The organism is Achromobacter xylosoxidans A8, assembly GCF_000165835.1.
Classification (GTDB): domain Bacteria; phylum Pseudomonadota; class Gammaproteobacteria; order Burkholderiales; family Burkholderiaceae_B; genus Achromobacter; species Achromobacter xylosoxidans_B.
In genome coordinates, this window is sequence record NC_014640.1 from 6,148,439 (window position 1) to 6,175,267 (window position 26,829).

At 65.8% G+C, this 26,829-nt stretch carries 19 protein-coding genes; 12 read left to right on the forward strand and 7 right to left on the reverse strand.

Annotation, left to right across the window (positions count from 1 at the left end; translation table 11 throughout):
- Positions 1 to 3: 3 nt before the first annotated feature.
- On the reverse strand, positions 4 to 759 hold the full coding sequence (locus tag AXYL_RS28320) for a 5'-methylthioadenosine/adenosylhomocysteine nucleosidase (protein ID WP_013396318.1): 756 nt from the start codon (positions 757 to 759) through the stop codon (positions 4 to 6).
- Positions 760 to 1,097: 338 nt separating this feature from the next.
- Between AXYL_RS28320 and AXYL_RS28325 the strand changes: the two genes are divergently transcribed.
- Together AXYL_RS28325 and AXYL_RS28330 are read left to right on the forward strand one after the other, a co-directional pair.
- Positions 1,098 to 2,138, forward strand: a complete 1,041-nt coding sequence (locus AXYL_RS28325; RefSeq protein WP_013396319.1) for a DUF2235 domain-containing protein — start codon at positions 1,098 to 1,100, stop codon at positions 2,136 to 2,138.
- A gap of 197 nt (positions 2,139 to 2,335) precedes the next feature.
- The gene (locus AXYL_RS28330; protein WP_013396320.1) at positions 2,336 to 4,102 is read left to right on the forward strand and encodes a sensor domain-containing diguanylate cyclase; all 1,767 of its coding nucleotides are present in this window, start codon (positions 2,336 to 2,338) and stop codon (positions 4,100 to 4,102) included.
- Positions 4,103 to 4,115: 13 nt separating this feature from the next.
- Here AXYL_RS28330 and AXYL_RS28335 read toward each other — a convergent pair whose 3' ends face one another.
- Positions 4,116 to 7,658 (reverse strand): indolepyruvate ferredoxin oxidoreductase family protein, encoded by a 3,543-nt coding sequence (locus AXYL_RS28335; RefSeq protein WP_013396321.1) that lies wholly within the window; start codon positions 7,656 to 7,658, stop codon positions 4,116 to 4,118.
- Positions 7,659 to 7,760: 102 nt separating this feature from the next.
- On the opposite strand from AXYL_RS28335, the gene AXYL_RS28340 reads away from it, so the two are divergent.
- Positions 7,761 to 8,666 carry a LysR substrate-binding domain-containing protein gene (locus AXYL_RS28340; protein ID WP_013396322.1) on the forward strand — a complete coding sequence of 302 codons (906 nt, stop codon included), beginning with the start codon at positions 7,761 to 7,763 and terminating at the stop codon, positions 8,664 to 8,666.
- Between the two features lie 8 nt (positions 8,667 to 8,674).
- On the opposite strand, the gene AXYL_RS28345 is transcribed toward AXYL_RS28340, so the two are convergent.
- Complete coding sequence (locus tag AXYL_RS28345; protein ID WP_013396323.1) at positions 8,675 to 9,583, reverse strand: LysR family transcriptional regulator; 909 nt, start codon at positions 9,581 to 9,583, stop codon at positions 8,675 to 8,677.
- 126 nt (positions 9,584 to 9,709) lie between these two features.
- On the opposite strand from AXYL_RS28345, the gene AXYL_RS28350 reads away from it, so the two are divergent.
- The 8 genes from AXYL_RS28350 (at position 9,710) to prpF (ending at position 20,808) form a co-directional block, all read left to right on the forward strand.
- On the forward strand, positions 9,710 to 10,303 hold the full coding sequence (locus AXYL_RS28350; RefSeq protein WP_013396324.1) for an amino acid synthesis family protein: 594 nt from the start codon (positions 9,710 to 9,712) through the stop codon (positions 10,301 to 10,303).
- Positions 10,300 to 11,088, forward strand: coding sequence for an alpha/beta fold hydrolase (locus AXYL_RS28355; protein WP_013396325.1), 789 nt, complete (start codon positions 10,300 to 10,302; stop codon positions 11,086 to 11,088). The genes AXYL_RS28350 and AXYL_RS28355 overlap by 4 nt, the downstream gene beginning before the upstream one ends.
- Before the next feature lie 48 nt (positions 11,089 to 11,136).
- Positions 11,137 to 12,108 (forward strand): Bug family tripartite tricarboxylate transporter substrate binding protein, encoded by a 972-nt coding sequence (locus tag AXYL_RS28360; protein ID WP_013396326.1) that lies wholly within the window; start codon positions 11,137 to 11,139, stop codon positions 12,106 to 12,108.
- A 106-nt stretch (positions 12,109 to 12,214) separates the two neighbouring features.
- On the forward strand, positions 12,215 to 14,107 hold the full coding sequence (locus AXYL_RS28365; RefSeq protein ID WP_013396327.1) for a sigma-54-dependent Fis family transcriptional regulator: 1,893 nt from the start codon (positions 12,215 to 12,217) through the stop codon (positions 14,105 to 14,107).
- Positions 14,108 to 14,300: 193 nt separating this feature from the next.
- Positions 14,301 to 16,103, forward strand: a complete 1,803-nt coding sequence (locus AXYL_RS28370) for an NAD(P)/FAD-dependent oxidoreductase (RefSeq protein WP_013396328.1) — start codon at positions 14,301 to 14,303, stop codon at positions 16,101 to 16,103.
- A gap of 139 nt (positions 16,104 to 16,242) precedes the next feature.
- Positions 16,243 to 16,953, forward strand: a complete 711-nt coding sequence (locus AXYL_RS28375; RefSeq protein WP_013396329.1) for a GntR family transcriptional regulator — start codon at positions 16,243 to 16,245, stop codon at positions 16,951 to 16,953.
- Positions 16,950 to 19,559, forward strand: coding sequence for a Fe/S-dependent 2-methylisocitrate dehydratase AcnD (gene acnD, locus AXYL_RS28380; RefSeq protein WP_013396330.1), 2,610 nt, complete (start codon positions 16,950 to 16,952; stop codon positions 19,557 to 19,559). Before AXYL_RS28375 ends, acnD begins: the two co-directional genes overlap by 4 nt.
- Positions 19,560 to 19,623: 64 nt before the next feature.
- Positions 19,624 to 20,808, forward strand: coding sequence for a 2-methylaconitate cis-trans isomerase PrpF (gene prpF, locus AXYL_RS28385; RefSeq protein WP_013396331.1), 1,185 nt, complete (start codon positions 19,624 to 19,626; stop codon positions 20,806 to 20,808).
- Positions 20,809 to 20,873: 65 nt separating this feature from the next.
- Here prpF and AXYL_RS34975 read toward each other — a convergent pair whose 3' ends face one another.
- From AXYL_RS34975 to AXYL_RS28395, 3 genes are all read right to left on the reverse strand, one after another.
- A complete protein-coding gene (locus AXYL_RS34975; RefSeq protein ID WP_013396332.1) occupies positions 20,874 to 23,066 on the reverse strand; it encodes a M48 family metalloprotease in 2,193 nt (730 codons plus the stop codon).
- Complete coding sequence (locus AXYL_RS28390; protein ID WP_041654384.1) at positions 23,026 to 23,514, reverse strand: hypothetical protein; 489 nt, start codon at positions 23,512 to 23,514, stop codon at positions 23,026 to 23,028. Before AXYL_RS28390 ends, AXYL_RS34975 begins: the two co-directional genes overlap by 41 nt.
- A gap of 330 nt (positions 23,515 to 23,844) precedes the next feature.
- A complete protein-coding gene (locus AXYL_RS28395) occupies positions 23,845 to 24,516 on the reverse strand; it encodes an ankyrin repeat domain-containing protein (protein WP_013396333.1) in 672 nt (223 codons plus the stop codon).
- 130 nt (positions 24,517 to 24,646) lie between these two features.
- Here AXYL_RS28395 and AXYL_RS28400 point away from each other — a divergent pair, with 130 nt between their 5' ends.
- Positions 24,647 to 25,519, forward strand: a complete 873-nt coding sequence (locus AXYL_RS28400; protein ID WP_013396334.1) for a LysR family transcriptional regulator — start codon at positions 24,647 to 24,649, stop codon at positions 25,517 to 25,519.
- Here the strand turns inward: AXYL_RS28400 and AXYL_RS28405 are convergent.
- Positions 25,503 to 26,705 carry an amidohydrolase family protein gene (locus AXYL_RS28405; RefSeq protein WP_013396335.1) on the reverse strand — a complete coding sequence of 401 codons (1,203 nt, stop codon included), beginning with the start codon at positions 26,703 to 26,705 and terminating at the stop codon, positions 25,503 to 25,505. The two genes, AXYL_RS28400 and AXYL_RS28405, sit on opposite strands and share 17 nt — an antisense overlap.
- Positions 26,706 to 26,829: the final 124 nt, after the last annotated feature.

Consider the following 26,829-nt stretch of genomic DNA (forward strand, 5'->3'; position numbering starts at 1 on the left):
GCTTCAGGCTTCGCGCAACGCCCCCGACTTCAGCAGGGGCGCCAGGATGCCAGCGGTATAGACCCGCGCCAGATTCACCAGGAAATCGGTGAAGTCCGCCTTCGCGGCGTGGTCGGCCTGATCCGAGATCACGCGCAACACCGCGAAGGGCACGCCGAATTCGTAGCAGACCTGCGCCATCGCCCCGCCCTCCATTTCCAGGCAGAGCGCATCGGGCAGGCGCTGGCGCAGCTGGTGCGCATAGTCATTGCTGTTGACGAAAACGTCGCCGGTGGCGATGAGTCCATGGTGCACCCGCGGCGGCTGCGCGGCCTGTCCCGCAGGCAAATCCGCTTGGCCGCGCGCGAATTGTCCTGCGCTTTCCAGCAGCCGCGCGCTCAGGACCGCGTCCGCGTCGAAGCGTACGCGGCCCAGCAAGGGAATCTCGTGCTGACCGAACAGAGGACGCGCATCCATGTCGTGCTGCATCAGCGCGCTGGCCACGACCACATCGCCCACCGCCACGTCCTGGTGCAGGCCACCCGCCAGTCCCGTGAAGATCACCCGCGTGGCATGGAACTCCTGAATCACGATGGACGCGGTCGCGGCCGCAGCCACCTTGCCGATCCGGCTCAACGCAATCACGCAAGGCGTGCCCCACAAGGTGCCGACGTGGAAGTCGCGCATGGCGACATGGTGGATCGTGGCGCCCGGATCCATCGCCGCGAGCAGATCGGCGATTTCTTCGTGCAGGGCGCCAAGTATGGCTAAACGTCCCATGTACCTTTTCTCTGATCATGCGCGGCCCGCGGCCGCCCAGTGCGCAACATACCCCAAGCATGAAGCCACCGCCAACGGACGCCCCGGCGCGGGCGTGCAAGGCACGGATGGCGACTTTTGATGTAGTGCGGACGTCCTGCTGTGCGTGCGCCAGCCGGCAACGCCAGCAGCCGTCTTGGATGGCTACCGATTAGCTAGTCAAAAGTACGGTGTACATCCGATCAGCAGGGAAACCACCCGCCTGGATCGCTCCGCGCCGCGTGCTAGCTTACGTCGCGCAGGACGCGGGCCATGCAGCAAGCAGATTCATCGCAGGACTCAATCTGTGGAGAACGATCATGGTGAAGAATCTAGCCGTATTCTTCGATGGGACCTGGAACGAACCCAACGACCGCACCAACGTCTACGAACTCTACAAAGCGGCGCCCGAGACCTCCACGCAGGAAACGTTCTATATCGAAGGCGTGGGCACGCAAGGCCAAGGCCTGTGGGCCGCCATCGACAAGTTCGCCGGCGGCGCCTTTGGCGCGGGGCTGTCGGCCAACATCCGCGCGGGCTACCGCTGGCTTTGCCAGCGCCATGAAGCGCGCGACCGCATCTTCCTCTTCGGATTCAGCCGCGGCGCCTATTCCGCCCGCAGCCTGGCCGGCATGGTGCGCAAATGCGGCCTGCTGAACGATCCTTCCGACAACAACGTGGCCGAAGCCTATGCGCTTTATCGCGACGACTGCATCCCCACGTCGCTGGAGGCCTCGTCGTTCCGCGTGAACTTCTCGCGCGAGACGGACGTGCATTTCGTCGGCGTCTGGGACACGGTCGGCAGCCTGGGCATACCGGTGGGCGGCATCCCCTTCCCCGGTTTTTCGAAGTTCTACAACTTCCATGACACCGAACTGAGCAACCACGTCCATCACGCCTATCACGCCATCGCCACCAACGAGTTCCGCGAACCGTACTCGCCAACCCTGTGGACGCGCCTGGCCAATTCCGAGCCCCGGCCGCCCGAGAGGCCGGTCGAACAACGCTGGTTCATCGGCGCCCATTCCGACGTCGGCGGCGGCTACCGGGACGGCAGCCTGCAAACGCTGCCAGCCTCATGGCTGCAAGAGAAGGCCCGCCAGGCCGGCCTGGAAGCCGGGCTGGCGCAACGCATCGCCACCGACTATGAACAATGCCAGCCGCACGACTCCTATCGCGAGTTCACCGACAAAGTGCTGATCCATGTGAAAAAGCGCCCCAGGTTGTGGGATGGCGCGACCGTGCTCAACCTGACCGTGGACGAACGGCTGCTGAAGCGGTTCGGGCTCAGCCTGGACTTCCTGAAGGAGTATCCGGACTTCAAGGACGCACTCGAAAAACTGCCGGTCGCGCCACCGTGACCCGCCCGCCGCCCAAGGCGGCGCAGACGATGAAAGCACTCGCAACAGAGTGATGTAATGCGCTCAAAAATGAGACTTTGCGACTTAATACGATACAAACTTCGGCCCGTCGGACTGTGGCGGGAAAACCATGCTGCCCATGGCCCATTTCAAGTAACCTCCGGCCACCAGTCATTGTTCCGAGCCGATGTTTACGCATGTTCCGCAATGTCTTTGCTCTCAAATCCCTTGAAAGGTATTTCCTGACACTGGCTGCAGGCGTAGCGCTGCCGGTCTCCATGCTGACCGTGATCGTGGTGCAGCAGAACTGGCGGTCGCTGGCCGCCACTGACGATGCCATGCGAGGCTTCATCGTGGTCCGCACGACCCTCATGACGATGGAGGCGGTCTCCGCCGAACGCGGCCCCATGAACTCGGCGCTGGGTTCCGATCTGCCGGTCCCCGAACACATCCTGCAGGCGCTGGACCAGGCGCGCCAGCGCACCAACGCACAGATCGCCGACCTGCTTGCCCTCTACCGCGCGCCGCTCAATCCCAACGGCGCCCGCGAATTCACCAACATCCAGCGCATCCGCGAATCCCTGCTGAACGCCCGCGCCAGCGCCGACGCGGCGATTGCCGCGCCCCGCGCCAACGTCTCCGGCTACAACCTGTGGACGGTGGTCGGAGACATGGTCGCGCTGGTGCCCGAACTGCGTGCCGCCATGTCCGACGGCATCGGCCTGGTTGCCAGAAACCAGGGCGAGGACTTCGACCTGCTGTCCTTGGCGCTGCTGGCGGGCGAACTGCGCGAGCAGGCAGGGCTGGTGGGATCCACCTTTGCGCCGGCCCTGAGCAAACGCCGCACGCTCACCGCCAGCGACCAGTTGAGGATCGAGCGCGTGATCGGCCGCATCGACGAACTGCGCGCGCTGATCGAGGCCAACATCGCCAGCATGCCGCGCCATGCCTCATCGCTCGCCTACCGCGAACTGCAGCAGCAGTACTTCGGCGAGGGCATGAACTACCTCGACAGCGTGCGCGCCATTGCCGAGCGGGCCCCGGAAGATTCGCTCGTTTCGATGTACGAACTGGGCGCGAACTACGTGCCGCAGATGAAGTCCATCGTCCGGTTCCGCGATCTCATGCTCAACGACGTTGAACGACGCATCGGCGAAAACCGCCAGGCCGCGATCCGCGTCCTGCTGACCACCCTGGCGGCCGCGGCGATGCTCACCGCCGCCCTGATACTCGGGCTGGCCATGTTCCGCAAACGCGTCATCCGGCCCTTCGTCCGCGCCACCAACATCATCGGCGCCATCGCCAAAGGCGGCGAAGTGCCGGCCATCCCCGCGGGTCAGTACCGAGGCGAAGTGAACAGCATGTTCAAGGCCCTGGATGTGCTCAACGACAATGCTGCCGCCGTGCGCAAGCTGGAGCTGGAACGCGACCGCCTGATCCAAGACCTCGCCATCATGGCCGAAACGGATTTCCTCACCGGCCTGCTGAACCGCCGCGCTTTCGAAAAGCGCCTGGAAGCCGCGCTGGACGACATGCGCCACGACGATGGCGACGGCCTGACCTTCATCCTGTTCGACCTCGACCACTTCAAATCCATCAACGACACGCACGGCCACGCCACGGGCGACGAAGCGCTCAAGACCGTGGCGGACCTATGCCGCAGCACCTTCCGGCAATCCGACGTGGTTGCGCGCGTGGGCGGCGAAGAGTTCGCGGCGCTGTGCCGCAGCCGCCGTCCCGAACCCGTCCGGGACGTGGCCGAACGCATGCGCCTGAACATTGCGCGCACGCAGATCAGCGCCGGCGGCGCGGCCCGCTTCAGCATGACCGCCAGCTTCGGCGTCGCCCACGCCCGCAGCGGCGACACGGCGGCGCTGGAGAACCTGTCCCGCCGCGCCGACGAACTGCTGTACAAGGCGAAGCTGAACGGGCGTAATTGCGTACTGCTGGAGAACGCGGCTTGACGCAGCGCGCGCCTCAGGCCGCCAGCGTTTCCCGCGCCCGCCCCCGGTAGCGTTTCCACAGCCCGGCTTGCTGCGCGCGCACCCGTTCGACGTTCTGCTCCTTGACGTGGCCATAGCCGCGGATCGTGTCCGGCAGCGCGGCCAGTTCCAGCGCCGTGGCGCGATTGGTCGCGTCGAGCGTGCGTGAGAACTCCTCGGCCAGCGCCAGGTAGTCGGCGGCCAGTTGGCGTTCCATGCGGCGTTCGGCGGTCTGGCCGAATATGTCCAGCCAGGTGCCGCGCAGCCGCTTCATCGGCGCAAGCGCGCGGAACGCCAGCGCCATCCATGGACCATATATGCGCTTCTGCAGCCGCCCGCGCGCGTCGCGTCGCGCGAGCGCTGGCGGCGCCAGGTGATAACGCAGGCGATAGTCGCGGCCAGGTTCGCCTTCGAATTGCTCGCGCAGCCGCGCCTTGAAGGCCGGGTCCACGTATAGGCGCGCGACCTCGTATTCGTCCTTGTAGGTCATGAGCTTGGCGAGATGGCGCGCGACAGTCTGTGTCACCTCGAAGCGTTGCGGGTCCGCCAGCAAGGCCTCGCGCGCGCGCACCGCCGCCACCGCTGCCAGGAAGCGCGCGGCGTAGGCCTCGTCCTGGTAGGCGCGCACGTGTTGCGCCAGCCGCTGGATCTGGCCGTCCAGGGACTCCGGCAGCGCGACCACCTGCGCCCGCGGCGCCGGCTTGAGCACATCGGCGCCGCGGTGCGCGGCCTGCCGGCCGAGTTCGAAGGCCGCCAGGTTTTTCTCGACCGAGACGCCGTTCAGTTCGATCGCGCGCCGCAGGCTGTCCAGTGACAGCGGCAGCCCGCCCTGCTGCCAGGCATAGCCCAGTAGCAGAGGATTGGCGTAGATGGTGTCGCCGAGCAGGGCCTCGGCCAGCGGACCGGCCTCGATGAAATCGCAATTGCCGCCCGTGCTGCGCGCCAGCGCGGCCTCGGCCTGCGCGCCGGGAAAGCGCCAGCTGGGCTGCGACAGGAAGGCGGCGGTAGGCGCGGCGCTGCTGTTCACCACGGCGCGGCCATGGTCCGGCCGCAAGCGCGACAGTACTTCCGGCGACGCCGACACCAGCGCGTCGCAGCCGATGACCAGATCGGCCTCGCCCAGCGCCACGCGCGTGGCGTGCAAGTCCGCGGGCCGATGGGCCAGCTGCACGTGGCTGAGCACGGCGCCGCCCTTCTGCGCCAGCCCGGCCATGTCCAGCACCGTCACGCCCTTGCCTTCGAGATGCGCGGCCGCGCCCAGCAGCGCGCCTATGGTCACGACGCCGGTGCCGCCCACGCCCGCGATCACCACGCGATAGGCCCCTAGCGGGGGGATTTCCGCCAGGGCGGGCTGCGGTGGTTCGGGCAGTGTCGGGGATGTTTTCCCCGCGCCCGGCTTGCGCAGGATCGCGCCTTCCGCCGTGACGAAGCTGGGGCAGAAACCCTCCACGCAGGAGAAATCCTTGTTGCAGGACGATTGGTTGATGCGGCGCTTGGTACCCAGCGGCGTGTCCAGAGGCTCCACGGACAGGCAGTTGGATTGCACCGAACAGTCGCCGCAGCCTTCGCAGACCGCCTCGTTGATGAAGGCGCGGCGCGGTGGATCGGGATAGTCGCCTCGCTTGCGGCGGCGGCGCTTCTCGGTGGCGCAGGTCTGGTCGTAGATCAGCACCGTCGTGCCTTCGATGTCGCGCAGCGCGCGCTGCACCTCGTCGAGCGCCTTGCGGTGATACACCGCCACCGCCTGCGGCAACGCGGCGGCGCCCACGTACTTCTCCGGTTCGTCAGTCACCACCACGGTCTTGACCACGCCTTCGGCCTGCATCTGTGCGGCGATCTGCGGCACGGTCAGAACGCCGTCCACCGGCTGGCCGCCTGTCATGGCGACCGCGTCGTTGTAGAGGATCTTGTAGGTGATGCTGGCGCGCGCGGCCACCGCGGCGCGTATCGCCAGCAGCCCCGAATGAAAATAGGTGCCGTCGCCCAGGTTGGCGAAAATGTGGCGCTCGGACGTGAAATCCTTCTGGCCCAGCCAGGCAACGCCCTCGCCGCCCATCTGGCTGAAGGTGTCGGTATTGCGGTCCATCCACATCGCCATGTAGTGGCAGCCGATGCCGGCCACGGCGCGCGAGCCTTCGGGCACCCGAGTAGAGGTATTGTGCGGACAGCCCGAACAGAACCAGGGCTTGCGCTCTTCTACCAGGGTGGGCCGGGCGGCTTCGCGCTCCTTGGCATCGATGACTGCCAGCCGCGCCGCAATGCGCGCCCGCAGCGCGTCCGACAGGTCGGCCTTTTCCAGGCGCGCGGCGATGGCGCGGGCGATCAGTGCCGGCGACAGTTCGTGGCGCGCCGGCAGCAGCCAGCCGCCGCGCGGCGTGGACCACTCGCCGCCGCCGTTGTCGCGCTCGTCGAACTTGCCGTAGACGCGGGGCCGCACGTCGTCGCGCCAGTTGTAAAGCTCTTCCTTCAGCGCGTATTCCAGGATCTGGCGCTTTTCCTCCACCACCAGGATCTCTTTCAAGCCGGTGGCGAACTCGCGCGCGTCCTGCGCGTCCAGCGGCCAGATGCAGCCCACCTTCAGCACGCGGATGCCGGCTTCGCGACAGGCGGCCTCGTCCAGGCCCAGGTCGTTGAGCGCCTGGCGCACGTCCAGATAAGCCTTGCCGGCGGTCATGATGCCGAAGTGCGCCTGCGGCGAATCCAGCACCACGCGGTTCAGCTTGTTGGCACGCACATAGGCCAGCGCCGCATACCACTTGTGGTCCAGCAGCCGCGCCTCCTGCGCCAGCGGCGTGTCGGGCCAGCGGATGTTCAGGCCGCCTTCGGGCAGGGCGTTGTCTGGCAGCACGATCTGCACGCGGTCGGGATCCACTTCCACCGAGGCGCTGGACTCCACCACGTCGGTCACGCATTTCATGGCCACCCACAGCCCGGTGTAGCGACTCATCGCCCAGCCGTGCAGGCCGTAATCCAGGTATTCCTGCACATTGGACGGATACAGCACCGGTATGCCGCTGGCGATCAGCACGTGCTCGGACTGGTGTGCCACCGACGAGGACTTGGCGGCATGGTCGTCGCCCGCCAGCATCAACACGCCACCATGCTTCGAGCTGCCGGCGGAGTTGGCGTGCTTGAGCACGTCCACCGACCGGTCCACGCCTGGTCCCTTGCCGTACCACATGCCGAACACGCCATCGCGCGCCGCGCCCGGGAACAGGTTCAGCTGCTGCGAGCCCCACACTGCCGTGGCGGCCAGGTCCTCGTTCACGCCGGGCTGGAACACCACGTCGTTGGCCTGCAGGTGGCGCTTGGCCTTCCACAACGCCTGGTCCAGGCCGCCCAGCGGCGAGCCGCGATAGCCCGAGATATAGCCGCCCGTGTTCAGGCCGGCCTGCTGGTCGCGCTGCTTCTGCAACAACGGCAGCCGCACCAGGGCCTGGGTGCCGCTCAGGTAGATGCGCCCTTGGGTGCGGGTGTACTTGTCGTCCAGCGTCAGGCCATGGGTATCGGCCGCGCCTGCGGGTTGTGGGGCGTTCACGCTTGTCTCCTGCGTTGCGGTTTTTGGTGTTTTGCCGCAGTGTAGGAAGCAGGCTGGTTATCGTATATTCATATATTCAGGTATCAGGTATTCGATAAACACATGGCTAATGACGTCACCCTGCGCCAGCTGCGGTACTTTGCCGCGGCCGCGCGGACCGGCCGGTTTTCCATGGCCGCCGCCGACGAGCATGTCTCGCAGTCCGCCGTCACCAACGCCGTCCTGGCGCTGGAGGCGCAGCTGGGCGTGCGGCTGTTCGACCGCCATCCCCACGGCGTCACGCTGACGCCCGAAGGGCATAACTTCCATCAGCGCGCGCGCGAAGTGCTCGACTCCCTGGACGACGCCTTGCGTGAACCCGGCTTCCAGCGCTACGCATTGCGCGGCGCGGTGCGGATCGCGGCGTCCTACACGGTGCTGGGCTACTTCCTGCCCGACCTGCTGGCGCGCTTCCGGCGGCGCTATCCCGACGTAGAGCTGGATCTGGTCGACCTGGACCGCCCCGAGATCGAAGCCGCCGTGGCCAGCGGCGAGGTCGAGCTGGGCGTGGCGCTGCTATCCAATGTGGAGCGGCGCGAGCGCTTCGGACATCAGGTGCTGGTGCGCTCGCGGCGGCAGCTATGGACCGCGTCCGGCCATCCGCTGGCGCAGGCCTCGGCGCCGTCGCTGGCCGACATTGCCGGCCATCCCTACATCCTGCTGGAAATGGATGAAGGCGAACGCTCTGCCCTCGCTTATTGGCGCGCCCACGGCCTGCAACCGGACATCGCGTTCCGCACGCGCTCGATGGAGGCGCTGCGCGGGCTGGTTGCGCACGGCTTCGGCGTCACCATGCTGTCGGACATGGTCTACCGTCCCTGGTCGCTGGAAGGCCGCAAGATCGAGGCGGTGCCCATCACCGATGCCGTCCCGCCCATGGAGGCCGGCTTGCTCTGGGATCCGCAAGCGCGGCTGGCCAAGCCCGCCGAGGCTTTCCGCCAGTTCATGATCTACGCCTGCGGCGTCTGAGGCGCCCGCTACACCAGGATCGCGCCCTTGCGGCGCGTGAACTGGGCCAATGAACGCAAGGCCAGCGCGTGCATGGCCGCCACCGACGGCAGCAGCGTCTCTTCCTTGCGGGTCAGCACGCCCACGATGCGTTCCACCGTGGGCTCGGCCAGCGGCACGAAGGCCAGCCCGCTCGCGGCGGCCGGCCGCGCCAGCACCGGCAGCACGGTCACGCCCAGGCCGCTGACCACGCTGGCCAGGAGCGAAGCGCGGTTCGACACCACCATGAACGGGTCTTCGATGGCCCCGCCCAGTTGCCGGTTCTTCAGCGTGTCGAAGGTGGCGTTGCCTATCAGGCGCTCGCCCGCCAGCGCCGCCCAGGGCACGGGGCCGCGCCGCCGCGCCAGCGGATGGCTCTTGCGGCACACCAGGCCGAAGGCGTCGCGCGCCACGGGCGCGAAGGCCACCTCCGCGGTGCGCGGCACCTGTCCCGCCACGCCTACCTGTACTTCACCGCTCAGCACCAGCCGGTGCACATCCTGCGAGGACTCGTCGATGGCGCGGATGCGGATCGCGGGGTGGCTGCGCGCATAGCGCTCCAGCAGGCGCGGCAGCCATTCATCGGCCAGCGACGGCATCACCGCCAGCGACACCGGCCCCTGGCTGCCCAGGCCAAACTGGCGCGCCGCGTCCAGCACCCGGTCGTGGGTGACCAGCAATTCGCGGAACAGCGGCGCCACCGCAAGGCCCAGGGGCGTGAGCTGGGCGCGCTTGCCGGGTTCGAACAGCGGCGCCCCCAGCTGCTGCTCCAGGTCCTGCATGGCCGCCGACACCGCTGCCTGCGAACGGAACGTGCCTTCTGCCGCCAGGCGAAAACTGCCGTGGTCGGCCGCCAGCAGGAACTGGCGCAGGTGCTGGATCTTCAAGGGCGCGGACATGGATCGAAGGCATTGGAAAATTCGGATTTTCCGAAATTAACTTGAGTTAATTTGGATTGTCAAAACTCTGCTCCGCCGCGAACAATGGCCTCGTCTTTCATTCCTACAGGTACTGGAGCAGCGGTTATGTCTTTGCAAGTGCGCAAGGTAGTCAGCTATGTGGAAAAAACCCTGATCGAAGGCGGCCGCGCAGCCGAGCGGCCGCTGATGATGGTCATCGCCGCGGCCGTGATCCGCAATCCCTGGGCCGGCCAGCCGTTCCAGGAAGACCTGCGGCCCAAGATTATGGAAGCCGCGCCGCCCCTGGGCGAACTGCTGGTCGCGGAAATCCTGCGCCAGGCCGGCTCCGCCGATCAGGTCGAAGCCTATGGCAAGGCCGCGGTGGTGGGTACGGCCGGCGAAGTGGAACACGCGTCGGCGCTGATCCACACCTTGCGCTTCGGCAACGCCTATCGCGGCGCGGTCGGCGGCACCAGCTACCTGAGCTTCACCAATATGCGCGGCGGCCCCGGCTGCGTGATCACCGTGCCGCTGATGCACAAGCTCGACGAAGGCCTGCGCTCGCACTACCTGACCGTGCAGACCACCATCAACGACGCGCCCGCGCCTGACGAGATCGTGATCGCCCTGGGCGCGGCCACCTCCGGACGTCCGCATCACCGGATCGGCAACCGCTACTCGGACCTGCAGGAACTGGAACGCGAGGCGCAAGCCAAATGAGTCCGCATTCTCGGCGTACGGGACGCGGCGAGCCGCTGGTGCTGCTGCATGGCGTCGGCTTGGACCACACGCTGTGGGACGACCTGGCGCCGCTGCTGGAGCCGGATTTCGAGGTGCTGCGCTATGACATGCTGGGCCATGGCCACGCCCCCGCCATCGACGCCAGCGTAACGGTGCAGGATTTCATCGCGCAGCTGGACGCGGAACTGGACCGCGCCGGCTGGCAAAGCGCCAACCTGCTGGGTTACTCCATGGGCGGCCTGATCGCGGGCGCCTATGCCGCCGCCCGCCCGCAACGCGTCAAACGGCTGGCCCTGCTGAGCACAGTGTTCCGCCGCAGCCCCGAGGAAGCGCGCGCCGTGCTCGCGCGGCTGGACGCGGCGGCAACCCAAGACCCGCAAGCCGCCGCCCAAGTCTCGCTGCAACGCTGGTTCACGCCCGCGTTCCAGGCCGCGCGTCCAGAACGCGTGGCCAGCATCGGCCAGCGCCTGTTGCACAACAACCGCGCCAGCTTCCTGGCCGCATACCGCGTGTTCGCGCAGGGTGATCCGATATTGGCGCAGGCCGCGCCGGGGATCGCCTGCCCCGCCCTGGTGCTGACGGGTGAACTGGACGTCGGCTCGACCCCGCGCATGACGCTGGAGCTGGCCGAGGCCCTGCCCCACGCCCGCGCGCAGGTGGTACCGGGCCAGCGGCACATGCTGCCGGTGGAGGAGCCCGCCATCGTGGCGGCGGCGCTGCGTGGATTTTTTCTGGCGGAGGCCGGCGCACCGTCCTTGATTTAGAGACGGCCGGCCGTCAGCCCGCGTAGAGTGGATACGGAGACAAACAACATGAATCGCAGAACCATCCTGAAAAACATGGCGGCCCTGGCCCTCACGCCGCTGGCTGCCGCGGTCAGCAGCGCCGCCAGCGCGCGTGAAGCCCCCTTGCGCGTGATCGTGCCCTTCCCGCCGGGCGGCGGCACCGACGTGCTGGGCCGGGTGATCGCGGCCACGCTGGAAGGCGCGCTCGACCGGCCCGTGGTAGTCGAAAACAAGCCTGGCGCCAGCGGCATGCTGGGCGCCGACTACACCGCCAACGGCGCCAAGGACGGCAGCGTGCTGCTATTCGCCGGGCTGGTGCCTTCGGTGCGTTACTACGTCAGGCCGCCCGAGGACGTGCTCAAGCAGTTGGCGCCCGTCTGCCCCATTGCGCGTTCGCCCTACATGGTGGCGGTCAACGCCGACCTGCCCGCCAAGACGCTGGGCGAACTCGTCGCCCAGGCCAAGCGCGAGCCCAAGGGGCTGACCTTTGGCTCCCCCGGCAACGCCACGCCGCAGCACCTGGCAACCGAACTGCTGCAGGCAGCCTGCGGCATGGACATGCTGCACGTGCCCTACCGCGGCACAGGCCCGATGATGACGGACCTGCTGGGCGGACAGATCCAGGTGGTGGTCGCCACCGTCGCCGCCGTTGAACCATATCTGCAAGGCGGACGCCTGCGCGTGCTGGCCGTGACCAGCCCGGAGCGCCTGCCCAAGTATCCGGACATTCCGACGGTGGCCGAAAGCGGCTATCCCGGCTTCTCCGCGCAGATCCAGTTCGGCACTTATTGCGCCGCCGGCACGCCGGAGGCCGCCATCGCGGCGCTGAACCAGGGCATCAACCGCGCGCTGCAGACCGAGACCGTGCGCGCCAAGCTGGGCGAGCAGGGCTTCCAGCCCACCGGCGGCACGCCTGCGCAGCTGCAACAGGCGTTGCTGGCCGAAATACGCGACGTGGCGGGGCTGGTGCAGGCCGGCAAGGTCAAGATCGACCTGTAGCGTCCCCTTTCGTCCCGATGCTGGATAACCAGCATTTACAGGCGTGTCGTCCTCTGTGCATGCTGCCCGTTGATCCGGCGCAGATCGGGCGCAACATGGAGACGACATGCCTAGTCAGGAATCCCTGCACTCCGCCCATATCCGCGAGATCGAACAGGTCGGCCAGGGCCGGCCCACGCAGCGCGACGCGCACGTGGTCAGCAGCTGGCTGCGCTGCCTGGACCAGTACCGGCTGGACCCCGCCCAGGCCTGCGAAGCCTATATCGTGCCGGACGGCAGGCTGCGCGAACACCGCCAGCAGTCCGAAGCGCTGATCTCAATTGCGCGATCCGGCCTGGACCATCTGTTCCGCCAGGTCGCCGGCCAGAACTACGTGCTGCTGCTGGCCGACCGTCAGGGCGTCACCGTGGAGTTCCTGGGCGATGCGCAGCAGACCGCCAGCCTGCGCAAGGCCGGGCTTTATCTGGGGTCGGAATGGTCTGAACAGCGCGCCGGCACCTGCGCCGTGGGCGCCTGCCTGGAAAGCGGCGAAGCGCTCACCATCCACCAGACCGATCACTTCGACAATACCCACACGCCGCTGTCCTGCACCGCCGCGCCGATCTACAGCGCCGACGGCGAACTGGCGGCCGTGCTGGATATTTCGCTGCTCAGCTCCCCCATCCTGAAAGCCAGCCAGAACCTGGCGCTGCATCTGGTCACCAGCACCACGCGCCGCATCGAAATGGCCAACCTGATGGCGCGCACCAGCAATGAATGGGTGCTGCGCTTCGCGCGCTCTCCTGAATTCCTGGACGTGGATCCGGAGGCCGCGATCTCGCTGGACGGCTCCGGCCGCATCCTGGGCATGACGCATACCGGCGCCAAATTGCTGGCGCGCGCAGCCGGTCTGGACTGGCGCCATCCCGCCGGCCTGATCGGTCAACCCGTCACCCGTTTCTTCGATGTGCAACTGGACGACCTGCCGCGCTACACCCGCGCCCATGCGCCACAGCAGCGCCTGATCGTGGCCCGCGACGGCAATGCGCTGTTCGCGCACGCCATCGAACCCAACCGGCCGGCGCGCGGCGCCAGCATGGCGGTGCGCGGCGCGCCGTCCGCGCTGCGCGGCCTGGACGGCGGCGACGCCCGCATGGCGGCCATGCTGACGCGCGCCGCCAAGCTGGCCCGCCAGGGCCTGCCGCTCCTGCTGCAAGGCGAAACCGGCGTCGGCAAGGAATACCTGGCCCGCGCCATCCACGACGGCAGCCAGCGCGCGGGGCGCTTCGTCGCCGTGAATTGCGCGGCGATCCCCGAATCACTCATTGAAAGCGAGCTGTTCGGCTATCTGCCGGGAGCCTACACCGGCGCGGCCACCAAGGGCCGCAAGGGCTTGATCGAGGAGTCCGACGGCGGCACGCTGTTCCTGGACGAAATCGGCGACATGCCACTGGCGCTGCAAAGCCGCCTCCTGCGCGTCCTGGCCGAATCCGAGGTCACGCCCATCGGCGCCAACGCGCCGCGCGCCGTGCGCCTCTGCCTGGTGTCGGCCTCGCACCGCGACCTGGCCACGCTGGTGCGCGAGGGGCGCTTCCGCGAAGACCTCTATTACCGCATCAATGCCGCCACGCTGACCGTGCCGCCGCTGCGCGAACGCGCCGACCTGGAATGGCTCATCGCCCGCCTGCTGGCGCGCCACCAGGACGAATCCGGCGCCCCCGTGCTGGCGCCCGCCGCGTTGATGGCGCTGAAGGCGCACGCCTGGCCCGGCAACATCCGCGAACTCGCCAACGCCATCGCGGTGGCCGCCGCGCTGTGCGAGAACGGCGTGATCGAACCCGCCGACCTGCCCGACGCGCTGGCACCGGCAACAACCGCTGCCAGCCCGGCAGAGGCCGCCTTGCGCGCCATGCTGGCCAGCTGCGGCGGCAACGTCTCGGAAGCCGCGCGGCGCCTGGGCCTGGACCGTTCCACCGTGCATCGCCAGATGCGGCGCCACGGCCTGGCCTCGCGCTCCTGAGGCGCCACACCCCAACGCCACAGGTGTGGCGCGCCGCCACGGCCTGCCGCCCCGCCCTCCCGGGCAGCAAGGGTGGCACGCCGATTGCTTGATCGTTATCGACGCCCACCGGCCGGCACAGGCCGGGGCCGCCAGCAGACCGTCCCACGGTCCGCCTCGACAACGACGCCCGCCACGGGCAAGGAGACTAGACATGCAGACCGATCAAGCCGGCGCCGCCCTGGACGCCGTGCTCGCGCGCCTGAACACCGCGCTGGGCAACAAGGACATCGATGGCGTCGCCGCGCTGTTCCAGGACGACTGCTACTGGCGCGACCTGGTGCTGTTCACCTGGAACCTGCGCACGCTCGAAGGACACGAGCAGATACGCGACATGCTGCAACACCAGTTGGCGCAGGTGGAACCGGTGCGCTTCAGCCTGGACCCGAAAGAGACGGTGTCGCAAGAGGCCGGCCTGTTGCAAGGCTGGATCGAAATCGAGACCAACCGAGCCCGCGGCTACGGCCACATCCGCGTGCAGGACGGCAAGATCTGGACCCTACTGACCACCATGTCAGAACTCAAGGGACACGAGGAACCCAGCGGCCTGCGGCGGCCCAAGGGCGCCGAACACGGCAGCAGCCGCAGCCGCCAGACCTGGCTGGAAAAGCGCGAGCAGGAAGCCGCCGAACTCGGCTACCAAGCCCAGCCCTATGTGCTCATCATCGGCGGCGGCCAGGGCGGCATCGCGCTGGCCGCGCGCCTGCGCCAGCTGGACGTGCCCACCATCATCATCGAAAAGAACGAACGCGCCGGCGACAGCTGGAGAAAGCGCTACAAGTCCCTGTGCCTGCACGATCCGGTCTGGTACGACCACCTGCCCTACATCCCCTTCCCCGAAAACTGGCCGGTCTTCGCGCCCAAGGACAAGATCGGCGACTGGCTGGAGATGTACACGAAGATCATGGAGCTGAACTACTGGACCTCCACGGTCTGCCAATCGGCGCGCTACGACGAGCAGAAACAGGAATGGGAGGTCACGGTGCTGCGCGAGGGCCAGCCCGTGACGCTGCGGCCCAAGCAGCTGGTGCTGGCCACCGGCATGTCCGGCAAACCCAACGTCCCCAGCTTCCCCGGCCAGGACGAATTCCAGGGCGAACAGCAGCATTCCTCGCAACACCCCGGCCCCGACGCCTACCGCGGCAAGAACGTGGTCGTGATCGGCGCCAACAACTCCGCGCACGACATCTGCGCGGCGCTGTGGGAAGGCGGCGCCAACGTCACCATGGTGCAGCGCTCGTCCACCCACATTGTGCGTTCCGAGACCCTGATGGACATCGGCCTGGGCGGCCTGTATTCCGAACAGGCGCTGGCCAACGGCATGACCACGCGCAAGGCCGACCTGACCTTCGCCTCGCTGCCCTACAAGATCATGGCGCAGTTCCAGATCCCGCTCTACGAGCAGATGCGCGAGCGCGACGCCGGCTTCTACGCCAAGTTGGAAGACGCCGGCTTCATGCTGGACTGGGGTGACGATGGATCGGGCCTGTTCATGAAGTACCTGCGGCGCGGCTCCGGCTACTACATCGACGTGGGCGCCTGCGACCTGATCATCGACGGCAGCATCAAGCTGCAATCGCGTACCGATGTCAGCCACCTGACCCGCGACGCCGTGGTACTGAAATCCGGCGTCAAGCTGCCCGCGGACCTGGTGGTCTACGCCACCGGCTACGGTTCGATGAACGGCTGGGCCGCGGACCTGATCAGCCGCGACGTCGCCGACAAGGTCGGCAAGTGTTGGGGCCTGGGCTCGGACACCACCAAGGACCCCGGCCCCTGGGAAGGCGAACAGCGCAATATGTGGAAGCCCACGCAGCAGCAGGCCCTGTGGTTCCACGGCGGCAACCTGCACCAATCGCGGCATTACTCGCAGTACCTGTCGCTGCAGCTGAAGGCTCGGCAGGCGGGCGTGCCGGTGCAGGTCTATGGCTTGCAGGAGGTGCATCACAAGCGCTAGGCGCCCGTTCCATCCGGTTGCCGACCCCGGCAACCGGGCTTGCGCCCAGGTGGGCATCAGGGTAAATTGTTGACAATCCAGCGCCATACGGCGTTTTTTTCTGACCGTTTTCTCTAAAACCGGAAAGATTGTCAACACAATGAGCAAGGTGCTGACCCTGCCTGGCGCCGCCCCTGGCGATCACGAGACGCTTGCGGAACACATCTTCCGCAAGATCCAGTCCGCCATCGTCAAAGGCGAAATCGCCCCCGGCAGCAAGATTTCCGAGCCCGAACTGGCCCGCATCCATGGCGTCAGCCGCGGCCCGCTGCGCGAAGCCCTACATCGGCTGGAAGGCCAGAAGCTGCTGGTGCGCGTGCCCCATGCCGGCGCCCGCGTGGTGTCGCTGTCGCAGCAGGAACTGTCCGAACTCTACGAAATCCGCGAATCGCTGGAAGGCATGGCCTGCCGCCTGGCCGCCGAACGCATGCCGCCCTCCGAAATCGCCGAGCTGCGCGCCGTGCTGGAAGCGCACGAGCGCGACGAGGCCTTCCAGGCCGGACTGGGTTATTACCAGCAGGAAGGCGACTACGATTTCCACTACCGTATCGTCAAGGGCAGCGGCAACCAGATGCTGTTCCGCATGCTGTGCGACGAGCTCTACCAACTGGCGCGCATGTACCGCATCCAGTATTCGACAACGCCCAACCGCCCCCGGCAGGCTTACGCCGAACACCACCGCATTCTGGACGCCATCGCCGACGGCGATGGCGAGTTGGCTGAAATCCTGATGCGCCGCCACATCCGCGCATCCCGTATCAACATCGAACAGCAGATCGCGCAGGGCAACCTGCAGCGCACCGAGGCATGAACCAAAACTACCGCAAGCCCCTGCCCGGCACCCGCCTGGACTACTTCGACACCCGCGCCGCCGTCGAGGCGATTTCGCCCGGGGCCTATGACCGCCTGCCCTACACCTCGCGCGTGCTGGCGGAAAACCTGGTGCGCCGCTGCGATCCGGCCATGCTGACGGACTCGCTGAAGCAGCTGATCGAGCGCCGCCGCGACCTGGACTTCCCCTGGTTCCCGGCGCGCGTGGTCTGTCATGACATTCTGGGCCAGACCGCGCTGGTGGACCTGGCCGGCCTGCGCGACGCCATCGCCGACAAGGGCGGCGACCCCGCCAAGGTCAACCCGGTGGTGCCGGTGCAGCTGATCGTCGACCACTCGCTGGCCGTGGAGTACGGCGGCAACGATCCCGACGCCTTCGCCAAGAACCGCGCCGTGGAAGACCGCCGCAACGAAGACCGCTTCCATTTCATCGACTGGACCAAGCAGGCCTTCCGCAACATCGAGGTCGTGCCCCCGGGCAACGGCATCATGCACCAGATCAACCTGGAGCGGATGTCGCCCGTCATCTACACGCAGGACGGCGTGGCCTTCCCCGACACGCTGGTCGGCACCGACAGCCACACCCCGCACGTGGACGCGCTGGGCGTGATCGCCATCGGCGTGGGCGGCCTGGAAGCCGAAAACGTCATGCTGGGCCGCGCCTCGTGGATGCGCCTGCCCGACATCGTCGGCGTGGAGCTGACCGGCCGCGCCCAGCCCGGCATCACCGCCACCGACATCGTGCTGACCCTGACCGAATTCCTGCGCAAGGAGAAGGTCGTGGGCGCCTACCTGGAGTTCTACGGCGCAGGCGCCGCCAGCCTCACGCTGGGTGACCGCGCCACCATCTCGAACATGGCGCCCGAGTACGGCGCCACGGCCGCGATGTTCTCGATCGACCAGCAGACCATCGACTATCTGCGCCTGACCGGCCGCGAGGACGAGCAGATCGCCCTGGTCGAGAACTACGCCAAGACCGCGGGCCTGTGGTCCGACAGCCTGAAGAATGCCGAGTACGAGCGCGTGCTGCGCTTCGACCTGTCCAGCGTGGTGCGCACCCTGGCCGGCCCGTCCAATCCGCATCGCCGCCTGCCGGTCAGCGACCTGGCCGAACGCGGCATCTCCGGCGTGGTGGAAAACGAACCGGGCCTGATGCCCGACGGCGCCGTGATCATCGCCGCCATCACCAGCTGTACCAACACCAGCAATCCGCGCAACGTCATCGCCGCCGGCCTGCTGGCGCGCAACGCCAACCGCGCCGGCCTGAGCCGCAAGCCCTGGGTCAAGAGCTCGCTGGCGCCGGGATCCAAGGCCGTGTCGCTGTACCTGGACGAAGCCGGCCTGACCGCCGACCTGGAAAAGCTGGGCTTCGGCGTCGTCGCCTTCGCCTGTACCACTTGCAACGGCATGTCGGGCGCGCTGGACCCCGTGATCCAGCAGGAAATCATCGACCGCGACCTCTACGCCACCGCCGTGCTGTCCGGCAACCGCAACTTCGACGGCCGCATCCATCCCTATGCCAAGCAGGCCTTCCTGGCCTCGCCGCCGCTGGTGGTGGCCTACGCCATCGCCGGCACCATCCGCTTCGATATCGAACGCGACGTGCTGGGCACGGACGCCAGCGGCCGCGAGATCCGTCTGAAGGACATCTGGCCCAGCGACGAAGAGATCGACGCCGTGGTCAAGGCTGCGGTCAAGCCCGAGCAGTTCCGCAAGGTCTACGCCCCCATGTTCGGCATCCAGGACGACCGCAAGGCCGCCGTCAGCCCGCTGTACGCGTGGCGCGCGCAGAGCACCTACATCCGCCGCCCGCCCTACTGGGAAGGCGCGCTGGCCGGCGAACGCACGCTGCGCGGCATGCTGCCGCTGGCGGTCCTGGGCGACAACATCACCACCGACCACCTGTCGCCGTCCAACGCCATCCTGCTGGACAGCGCCGCCGGCGAATACCTCGACAAGATGGGCTTGCCGGAAGAGGACTTCAACTCCTACGCCACCCACCGCGGCGACCACCTCACCGCGCAGCGCGCCACCTTCGCCAACCCCAAGCTCTTCAACGAAATGGTGAAGAACGAAGACGGCACGGTGAAGCAGGGCTCGCTGGCCCGCGTGGAGCCCGAAGGCAAGGTCATGCGCATGTGGGAAGCCATCGAAACCTACATGGACCGCAAGCAGCCGCTGATCATCGTGGCCGGCGCCGACTACGGCCAGGGATCGTCGCGCGACTGGGCCGCCAAGGGCGTGCGCCTGGCCGGCGTGGAAGCCATCGTGGCCGAAGGCTTCGAACGCATCCACCGCACCAACCTGATCGGCATGGGCGTGCTGCCGCTGGAATTCAAGCCCGGCGTGAACCGCAAGACGCTGGGCCTGGACGGCACCGAAAGCTATGACGTCATCGGCGCACGCAAGCCGCGCGCCGACCTGACGTTGGTGATCCACCGCCGCAACGGCGAAACCGTCCAGGTCCCCGTGACCTGCCGCCTGGACACCGCCGAGGAAGTCTCGATCTACGAAGCCGGCGGCGTACTGCAGCGCTTCGCCCAGGACTTCCTGGAAGCCTCCGGCGCCGACAGGAAGGCCGGCTGATCCGTCATCGGCAAGGCGGGCGCCGCAACGCCCGCCGCCCCATACCCATCATCAGGACTGCCCCATGACCCATGCTCCCCAGACCAAGATAACCGCCACCTACATGCGCGGCGGCACCAGCAAAGGCGTGTTCTTCAAGCTCGACGACCTGCCCGAGTCCGCGCGCGCGCCCGGCGCCGCGCGCGACGCGCTGCTGATGCGCGTGATCGGCAGCCCCGATCCCTACGGCAAGCAGATCGACGGCATGGGCGCCGCCACCTCCAGCACCAGCAAGACCGTTATCGTCGGCAAGAGCACGCGTCCGGAGCATGACGTGGACTACCTGTTCGGCCAGGTCTCCATCGATCAGCCCTTCGTGGACTGGAGCGGCAACTGCGGCAACCTGTCGGCCGCCGTGGGGCCGTTCGCCATCACCAACGGCCTGGTCGACCCGGCCCGCGTGCCGCGGGACGGCATCGCCGTCGTGCGCATCTGGCAGGCCAACATCCAGAAGACCATCATCGCCCATGTGCCCATGACCGGTGGCGCCGTGCAGGAAACCGGCGACTTCGAACTGGACGGCGTGACCTTCCCCGCCGCCGAGCTGCGCCTGGAGTTCATGGATCCGGCCGAGGAAGGCGATGGCGGCTCCATGTTCCCGACCGGAAACCTGGTGGACGACCTGGAAGTGCCCGGCATCGGCACCTTCAAGGCCACCATGATCAACTCCGGCATCCCCACCATCTTCCTGGACGCCGAAGCCCTGGGCTATCGCGGCACGGAGCTGCAGGACGACATCAACGGCGACGCCGCCGCGCTGGCGCGCTTCGAGACCATCCGCGCCCACGGCGCCCTGCGCATGGGCCTGATCAAGAAGCTCGAAGAAGCCGCCAGCCGCCAGCACACGCCCAAGGTCGCCTTTGTGGCGGCCCCCAAGGAATACGTTTCCTCCAGCGGCAAGCAGATCGGCCAGGGCGACATCGACGTGCTGGTGCGCGCGCTCTCCATGGGCAAGTTGCACCACGCCATGATGGGCACCGCGTCCGTTGCCATCGCCACCGCCGCGGCAGTGCCGGGCACGCTGGTCAACCTGGCCGCGGGCGGCGGTGAACGCGACAACGTCTGCTTCGGCCATCCGTCGGGCACCTTGCGCGTCGGCGCCGAGGCCAAGCTGGTGGACGGCGAATGGAAGGTCACCAAGGCCCTCATGAGCCGCAGCGCCCGCGTACTGATGGAAGGCCGCGTGCACGTGCCGCGCGAGGGTTTCTGATTTTTTCAGTCCAAGAGCTGGCGGGAGACTCGGCCCGCCAGCACACCACGAGCTTAGCCCTACTCTCAATCAATTTTTTCCATTTCCCCTAAGAACCCCCATTTCCCCTCCCCGCTTTTGGCCCAAAGCCACATCTTCTTGCAGCCCTTGTCAGGAATAAAAACCTTGAAGGTCGGGAAATCCTGGCGCTCAACAATTGAGCCTACGCATCCTTCCTGACGGATTCGTCCAGCCTCACGGAAAACCCCATAGATTTTCCCATCGGGATATCTTTCAGACCATGATCCATCACCATTCTTGTCCCAAACTCGAACACCGGCCTTATCGCCGTAAGGGTAATCGAAGCTGAACTTGGTCGGGGGTCCCAATGTCTGCGGCTTCAGCGGCAATAAAAACAATGCCAGGACGACTGCGCCAGAAACAGCGACTGAGAATGCACCTCCTCCAGGCCTGACCAAATAGGGAGGCTTTGCGACGGGTAAAAGAGCAGTTACTTCACATACTGGCCAATCCGAATGAGGGAGTAATCTCTCCTGGTTTAAATCGCTCGGAGAATACGCTCTTTCACCGCGTAATTTGGCCCAAGCATATGAAGCAAAAACAGTCAGAAAAGCCAATCCACACCAGAATAAAAAAATCTCTCGCAACGACGGCAATCGAGCTCCGATCGGATTCGTAACAATTCCCCAGCCTTCCACCGATTTCAATCTAAAAATTCCTGCGTACTCATACACAAGGGGTGGCAAATAATTAACAATACCGTGCGAAAAAACCAAAGCCAGCAGGGTTAGCACGCCAAATCCTATGGGGCGAAGCATCCGTGAGGAAATAGGTCTCTTGGCTACAAACCGCACCATCAGACCACACGCAATTATCATCACCAGGAATATGAGCGAGGCGGAAATTGAAAAACCTACGGCGACATCAACCTTGTTCCTCGCCGGATCAGCCCCTAACAAGAAAATTTTCCCAACCGTCGTCAGCACCGTTTTCGAACTAAGCATACCCAAGATCGCGCCCAACGTTGCAAACCCCCAGACCTCAATCATGATCTGCACGGTTTCGCCCCAATAGCGCCATCGCGCGCGACGCGTCATCAATGTCCGATAGGCATGATGAAAAACCAAAAAACTCAACCCCATGAAAATAACAAAAAAGCACACTAGCACTGGAAAAAAATACATATCCGTCTGCACGCAGGCAACTAAATCATTCCAAAAGGTTTGGTTATTTTTCGGCGCATCACAGGAAAGACTTAGTGGTTGCGGCAACGAGGAAGCCACTCTGACGATTATCAACCCGGCAGCCAAACACAATAGTCTATCGACACGCCCCCACCCTGTGCCGGTCACAAGCCGTTCAAGCCTGTCGCGCGCAGAAGGATGGAACGAACGTAGCAACCGAAAGGCGAACGGCTTATCCTGAGCTAGCCGCGCCAGGTTATCGACAATGCCTTGCCTGTGGCCATGTTGTGCCGCTCCCTCGTCGGCCATGAACTCGCGCAAACGCATCATGTGGCGTAGGATCAGGCCGATCACCAAAGCACTGATTACCGAGGGAAAGCCCGCCACTCCTATCACGAGCGCGTTCGGACCAATCCCTCTGGCCACATCCAGTCCCGCCGCTTTCCATGCGGGCATCTTTTCGACAAACTGACTCCAAAAGTATCCTTGGAGCAAGGCAAAATTTATAATCAATAACAGGCAATATGCAATAAACGTATACCACGTTCCAATCAGCAGTAGAGTATCTCGCTTCGCCAAATGTATGCACTCATGCGCGAGAATACCGGCAGCTTGTGCTGGCACCTTCCTCCATAGCAGCCTGAGCCCTCCCCCGACGATGACGTACTGCCTCGGAAAAGTTAGAACGCAGCAAGCATTGGTATCTGTCAGGCTGGAAGTTGCAAGAAAGAGAGGGCTACGCTTGACCAAACCCCGCGCGATGCTCGTTGCTCCTGCATCCAATTCGGCATCAACGTCTGCCAACTTTCTGGGTCTGACTCGGGATAGCAGCCGACGCAGACGAAAATAACCAATCGCCCCTGCCAAGCCCAGCAGCAGCACTACTTGCGCCGCGCTTTCCAATACTGACCACTGTGGGTCTCTGTGACTGTTTCCCGTCCACCAAGCCAACCAGAGCGCGCCCAGATCCCTTTGCTGCGTGGCGTCCAAGACGATATATACCCACACAAGCAATAAGCCAATCCTAGTGTCATCAACGAGCGGGAGTTGATTGAGTCTTGCCGGCGTCGTCATCACTAGCCCCTAAGAACTGCGCGATAAGAGCATCGGCCAATGACTCCGCAGTGCGGGGGCTGAGCTTACGTACAGTGGCAGCGTGAACAATGGCTGCACGGATCTGCTGTGCCGATACGGAAATGCGACTGGGCATAGCGGGTGCCATGGATTGCACTGCACGCCGATCCAACGCCTTTTTCAGTGCGTCCTTACCGACATCCAATAGCGCATCAAAGAGTTTCGGCCAGATCGCTTGCATCACTGGAGCCGCCACCCCAAACAGCACCCCGGCCATCAATGGTATTTCGCTGGCGTCAAATGCTCCCGGCTGCCTGCCTATTTCTGCAGCGGCCATTCCTCGCGTTTCAACAATATCTGGCAGCAGTTCATATTCGGCGGGTTCCTCCTCTTCGAGAACCGACCCGATAGCCTGCCATATCTGGAGCTCTCCTTCGCTTATTTTCATAATCGCTTCCCACTATCTAGCTGACCCGATATTGGATGAACTTCCGAGGAGCATTTCATAAAAATCGAGAAAGGCTTGCAAATTTTATATAAGCTAGTTTGCCATCACCATAGTTATAATTTCCTAGTTAAAAATTACGCCCATACAATTTTTCCTACGTCAATAGTAAAACCACGTAACTGTCTCTGCGCTTACGACAAAAAGTCGCCGAATACGGCAATGCATAGCCATGTCGCTAAATTTACCGGCAGAGTTCTGAGTCGAACGCGGGCTCCCTACATGAAGAACGGGGCTTTCAAGCCCCGTTTTTTTTTGCCCGGCGCAAGCGCCTCAGCCCTTCGCTCCCGCAGCCTCCAGCAGACGCACAACCTCGGTCTGCCCGCGCTCGCGCGCATGGCGCAGCGGCGTCACGCCCTTGCCGTCGGCCAGATTGACGTCGGCGCCGGCTTCAATCAGGCGCTTGACGATGGCCTGGTGGCGCGCGCCGCCATCGCCCAGGATCACGGCTTCCAGCAAACCGGTCCAGCCCAGGTTGTTCACATGGTCCGCGTCCACGCCCGCGCGCAGCAGCATGTCCACCACCTCGACGTGGCCGCGTTCGCACGCGGGAATGAGGGCTGTGCCGCCGTAGCGATTGGTGCTTTTCAGGTCTGCCCCGTGCGCCAGCGTCAGCGCCAGGATCTCGCGCAAGCCGCGGGCGCCGGCCAGCAGGTAGGCGCTGTCGCGGATCGCGTTCTGCGCGTTGACGTTGGCGCCGGCTTCGATCAAGGCACGGGCGGCCTCGACGTGGTTGCCCTGGGTCGCGCGCAGCAGCGGCGTATTGCCTTCCGCATCGCGCGTGTCCACGGCGGCGCCCTGCCCCAGCAGCTGCTTGACGCGGGCAGCATCGCCATTGCCCGCCGCGGTCAGCAGCGCGGAGTCTGGACCGGCGGCCGCGGCCACGCCTCCCACGCTCAACAGGAATGCCGCCAGCCAGATGCGGCCTGCACGAAAGATAGGCATGAGTACTTCCTCCAGATCAACAGCCTTGGAGCCGGCCGAATCGGCTGACCGCCCCGCGAAGCGCCTAGTATGGCGGCCGGGCCAAGTATTATGAAATTAATTGGCTTGATAGATTCGAGTGGACATTCCAATGCTAGATCCTGTCCTGCTGCGTAGTTTCCTCACCGTCGTGGACACGGGCAACTTCACCCGCGCCAGCGAACTCCTGCACCTGACGCAATCCACGGTCAGCCAGCACGTCATCCGGCTGGAAGAGAACCTGGGCTGCCGCTTGCTGGACCGCACCCAACGCCATGTCCTGCCCACCGAGGAAGGCGAGCGCCTGCTGGGCTACGCTCGCAGCATCCTGCGCCTGGCCGACGAAGCGCGCGAAAGCGTGGCCGCCGCGCAGGCCAGCGCGGTGCTGCGCCTGGGCGCGCCGGAAGACTTCATGGGCGCGACGCTGATGCCCACCCTTGCCGCCGTCGAAGCGGCCTATCCACGGCTGCGCGTGGAAGTCGAAGGCGGACTCAGCCACGAGCTGCTGCGGCGCTACCGCGATGGCGAACTGGACCTGCTGCTGGTCAAGCAATGGGAAGTCGATGCCGATTGCGATGCGCACTGGCCCGAGCCCCTGTGCTGGATCACCGCGCGCAGTTCGCCGCCTCCCGCGCCCGATACCGCCGTGCCGCTGGTGGCGTTTCCGTCTGGCGCACTGTACCGGCAGGAAATGACCGCCATGCTGGAGACCAGCGGCAAGCCCTGGCACGTGCGCTTTTCCAGCCCCAGCCTGCCCAGCCTCAGCGCAGCGGTCGCAGCGGGATTGGGGATCAGTCTGCTGCCTTGCGCCTGCGCCACGGCCGAACACCGGCGGCTCACGCCCGAGGAAGGATTTCCCGCGCCTCGCGGCCTGCAACTGTCACTCTACGCGCGTGGCCGGCTCAGCGATGCCGGCCACGCGCTGCGGCGCGCGCTCCAGGACTTCTGCGAGGAACGCGCCGCGCAGGTCACGCCGCCGGCCTGACGTTGGCATAGGCCTGCGCAGCCTCGCCCACGGGTTCGCCCTTGCGGAACAGGAAGCGCTGCGCAGGCACGGCGGCGACCGCGGCCGCGCCGTTGGGAGCAGGCAGCGCCACGAAGTTTGCCTCGTTGCCAACCTGCAGGCCGTAGCCTTGCAGGCCCAGCACCTCCGCCCCGGCGTGCGACGCCATATGCAAGGCCGTCAGCAATTCGCCGTCCGTGTAGAAGCCCGAGCGGTAGCCGATCAGCATCGCGCGCTGCAGCATGTCGCCATTGCCATAGGGCCACCAGCAATCCTGGATGTTGTCGTTGCCCGTGAACACGCGCACGCCAGCCGCGAGCAGCGCCAGTACCGGCGGGAAGGCACGATCGCCCGGAGCATTCGTCATGATCGCCACGCCGGCTTCGGCCAGCTTGCGCGCCACGTCCTCCAGCTCCCGCTGGCCGACGTCGCCCAATGCGTAGGCATGACTGATGGCGACCCGGCCCGCGAGGCCCTGCGCCCGCGTGCGCGCGGCGATCCTCGCAATCTGTTCTACGCCCTGCTCGCCGGGCTCGTGCAGATGGATGTCTATCTTCGCGCCCAATCTTTCGGCGATGCCGAACACGCAATCGAGCTGCCCTTTTGCATCGCCGTCCAGGGTGGAAGGATCGATTCCGCCCACGACCTCGGCGCCTTCACGCACGGCTGCTTCCAGCCATTGCGGCGTACCGGGACAGGACATCACGCCGGCCTGCGGAAACGCCACCAGTTCGATATCGACGATGCCGCGCCACTTCTCGCGCGCCGCCATGACGGCGTGCAGATTGCCCAACCCGGTGGTGGCGTCGACGTCCACGTGGCAGCGCATCGCCACCGTGCCGAACGCCGCGGCTTGCGCGATGAGCGCATCGGCGCGCCCCTCGATGGGCGGCGCGGCGGCCAGTTCCTGCTTTTCGATGGCAAGCCGTTCGCGCAGGCTGGCCGCGGGCCGGTGCGGCCGCCAGCGGTCGCCGACGAAGCTCTTGTCCAGGTGGATATGGCCATCGACAAAGCCTGGCAGCACCAGGTGTCCGCGCAGGTCGGTCACCTGCGCCCCGCCCGCGACGAGCGGCTCGGCGCCCAGCGCCAGGATGCGGCCATCGCACACATGCAGGGATAGAGGATTGCCGTCGGCATCGACGGCATTGATGTATACGCGGTCTGTCATGTTTCGCCTTGGTATTGCGCGCAACCATGCCGCCGGCACGGCCGCTTGAGTGAACCCTGTCACCTTATCGAAGCGCGCCCGCCACGGCCAATTAAGTGTTGCGATACTTGCCAATGCGAAGCGC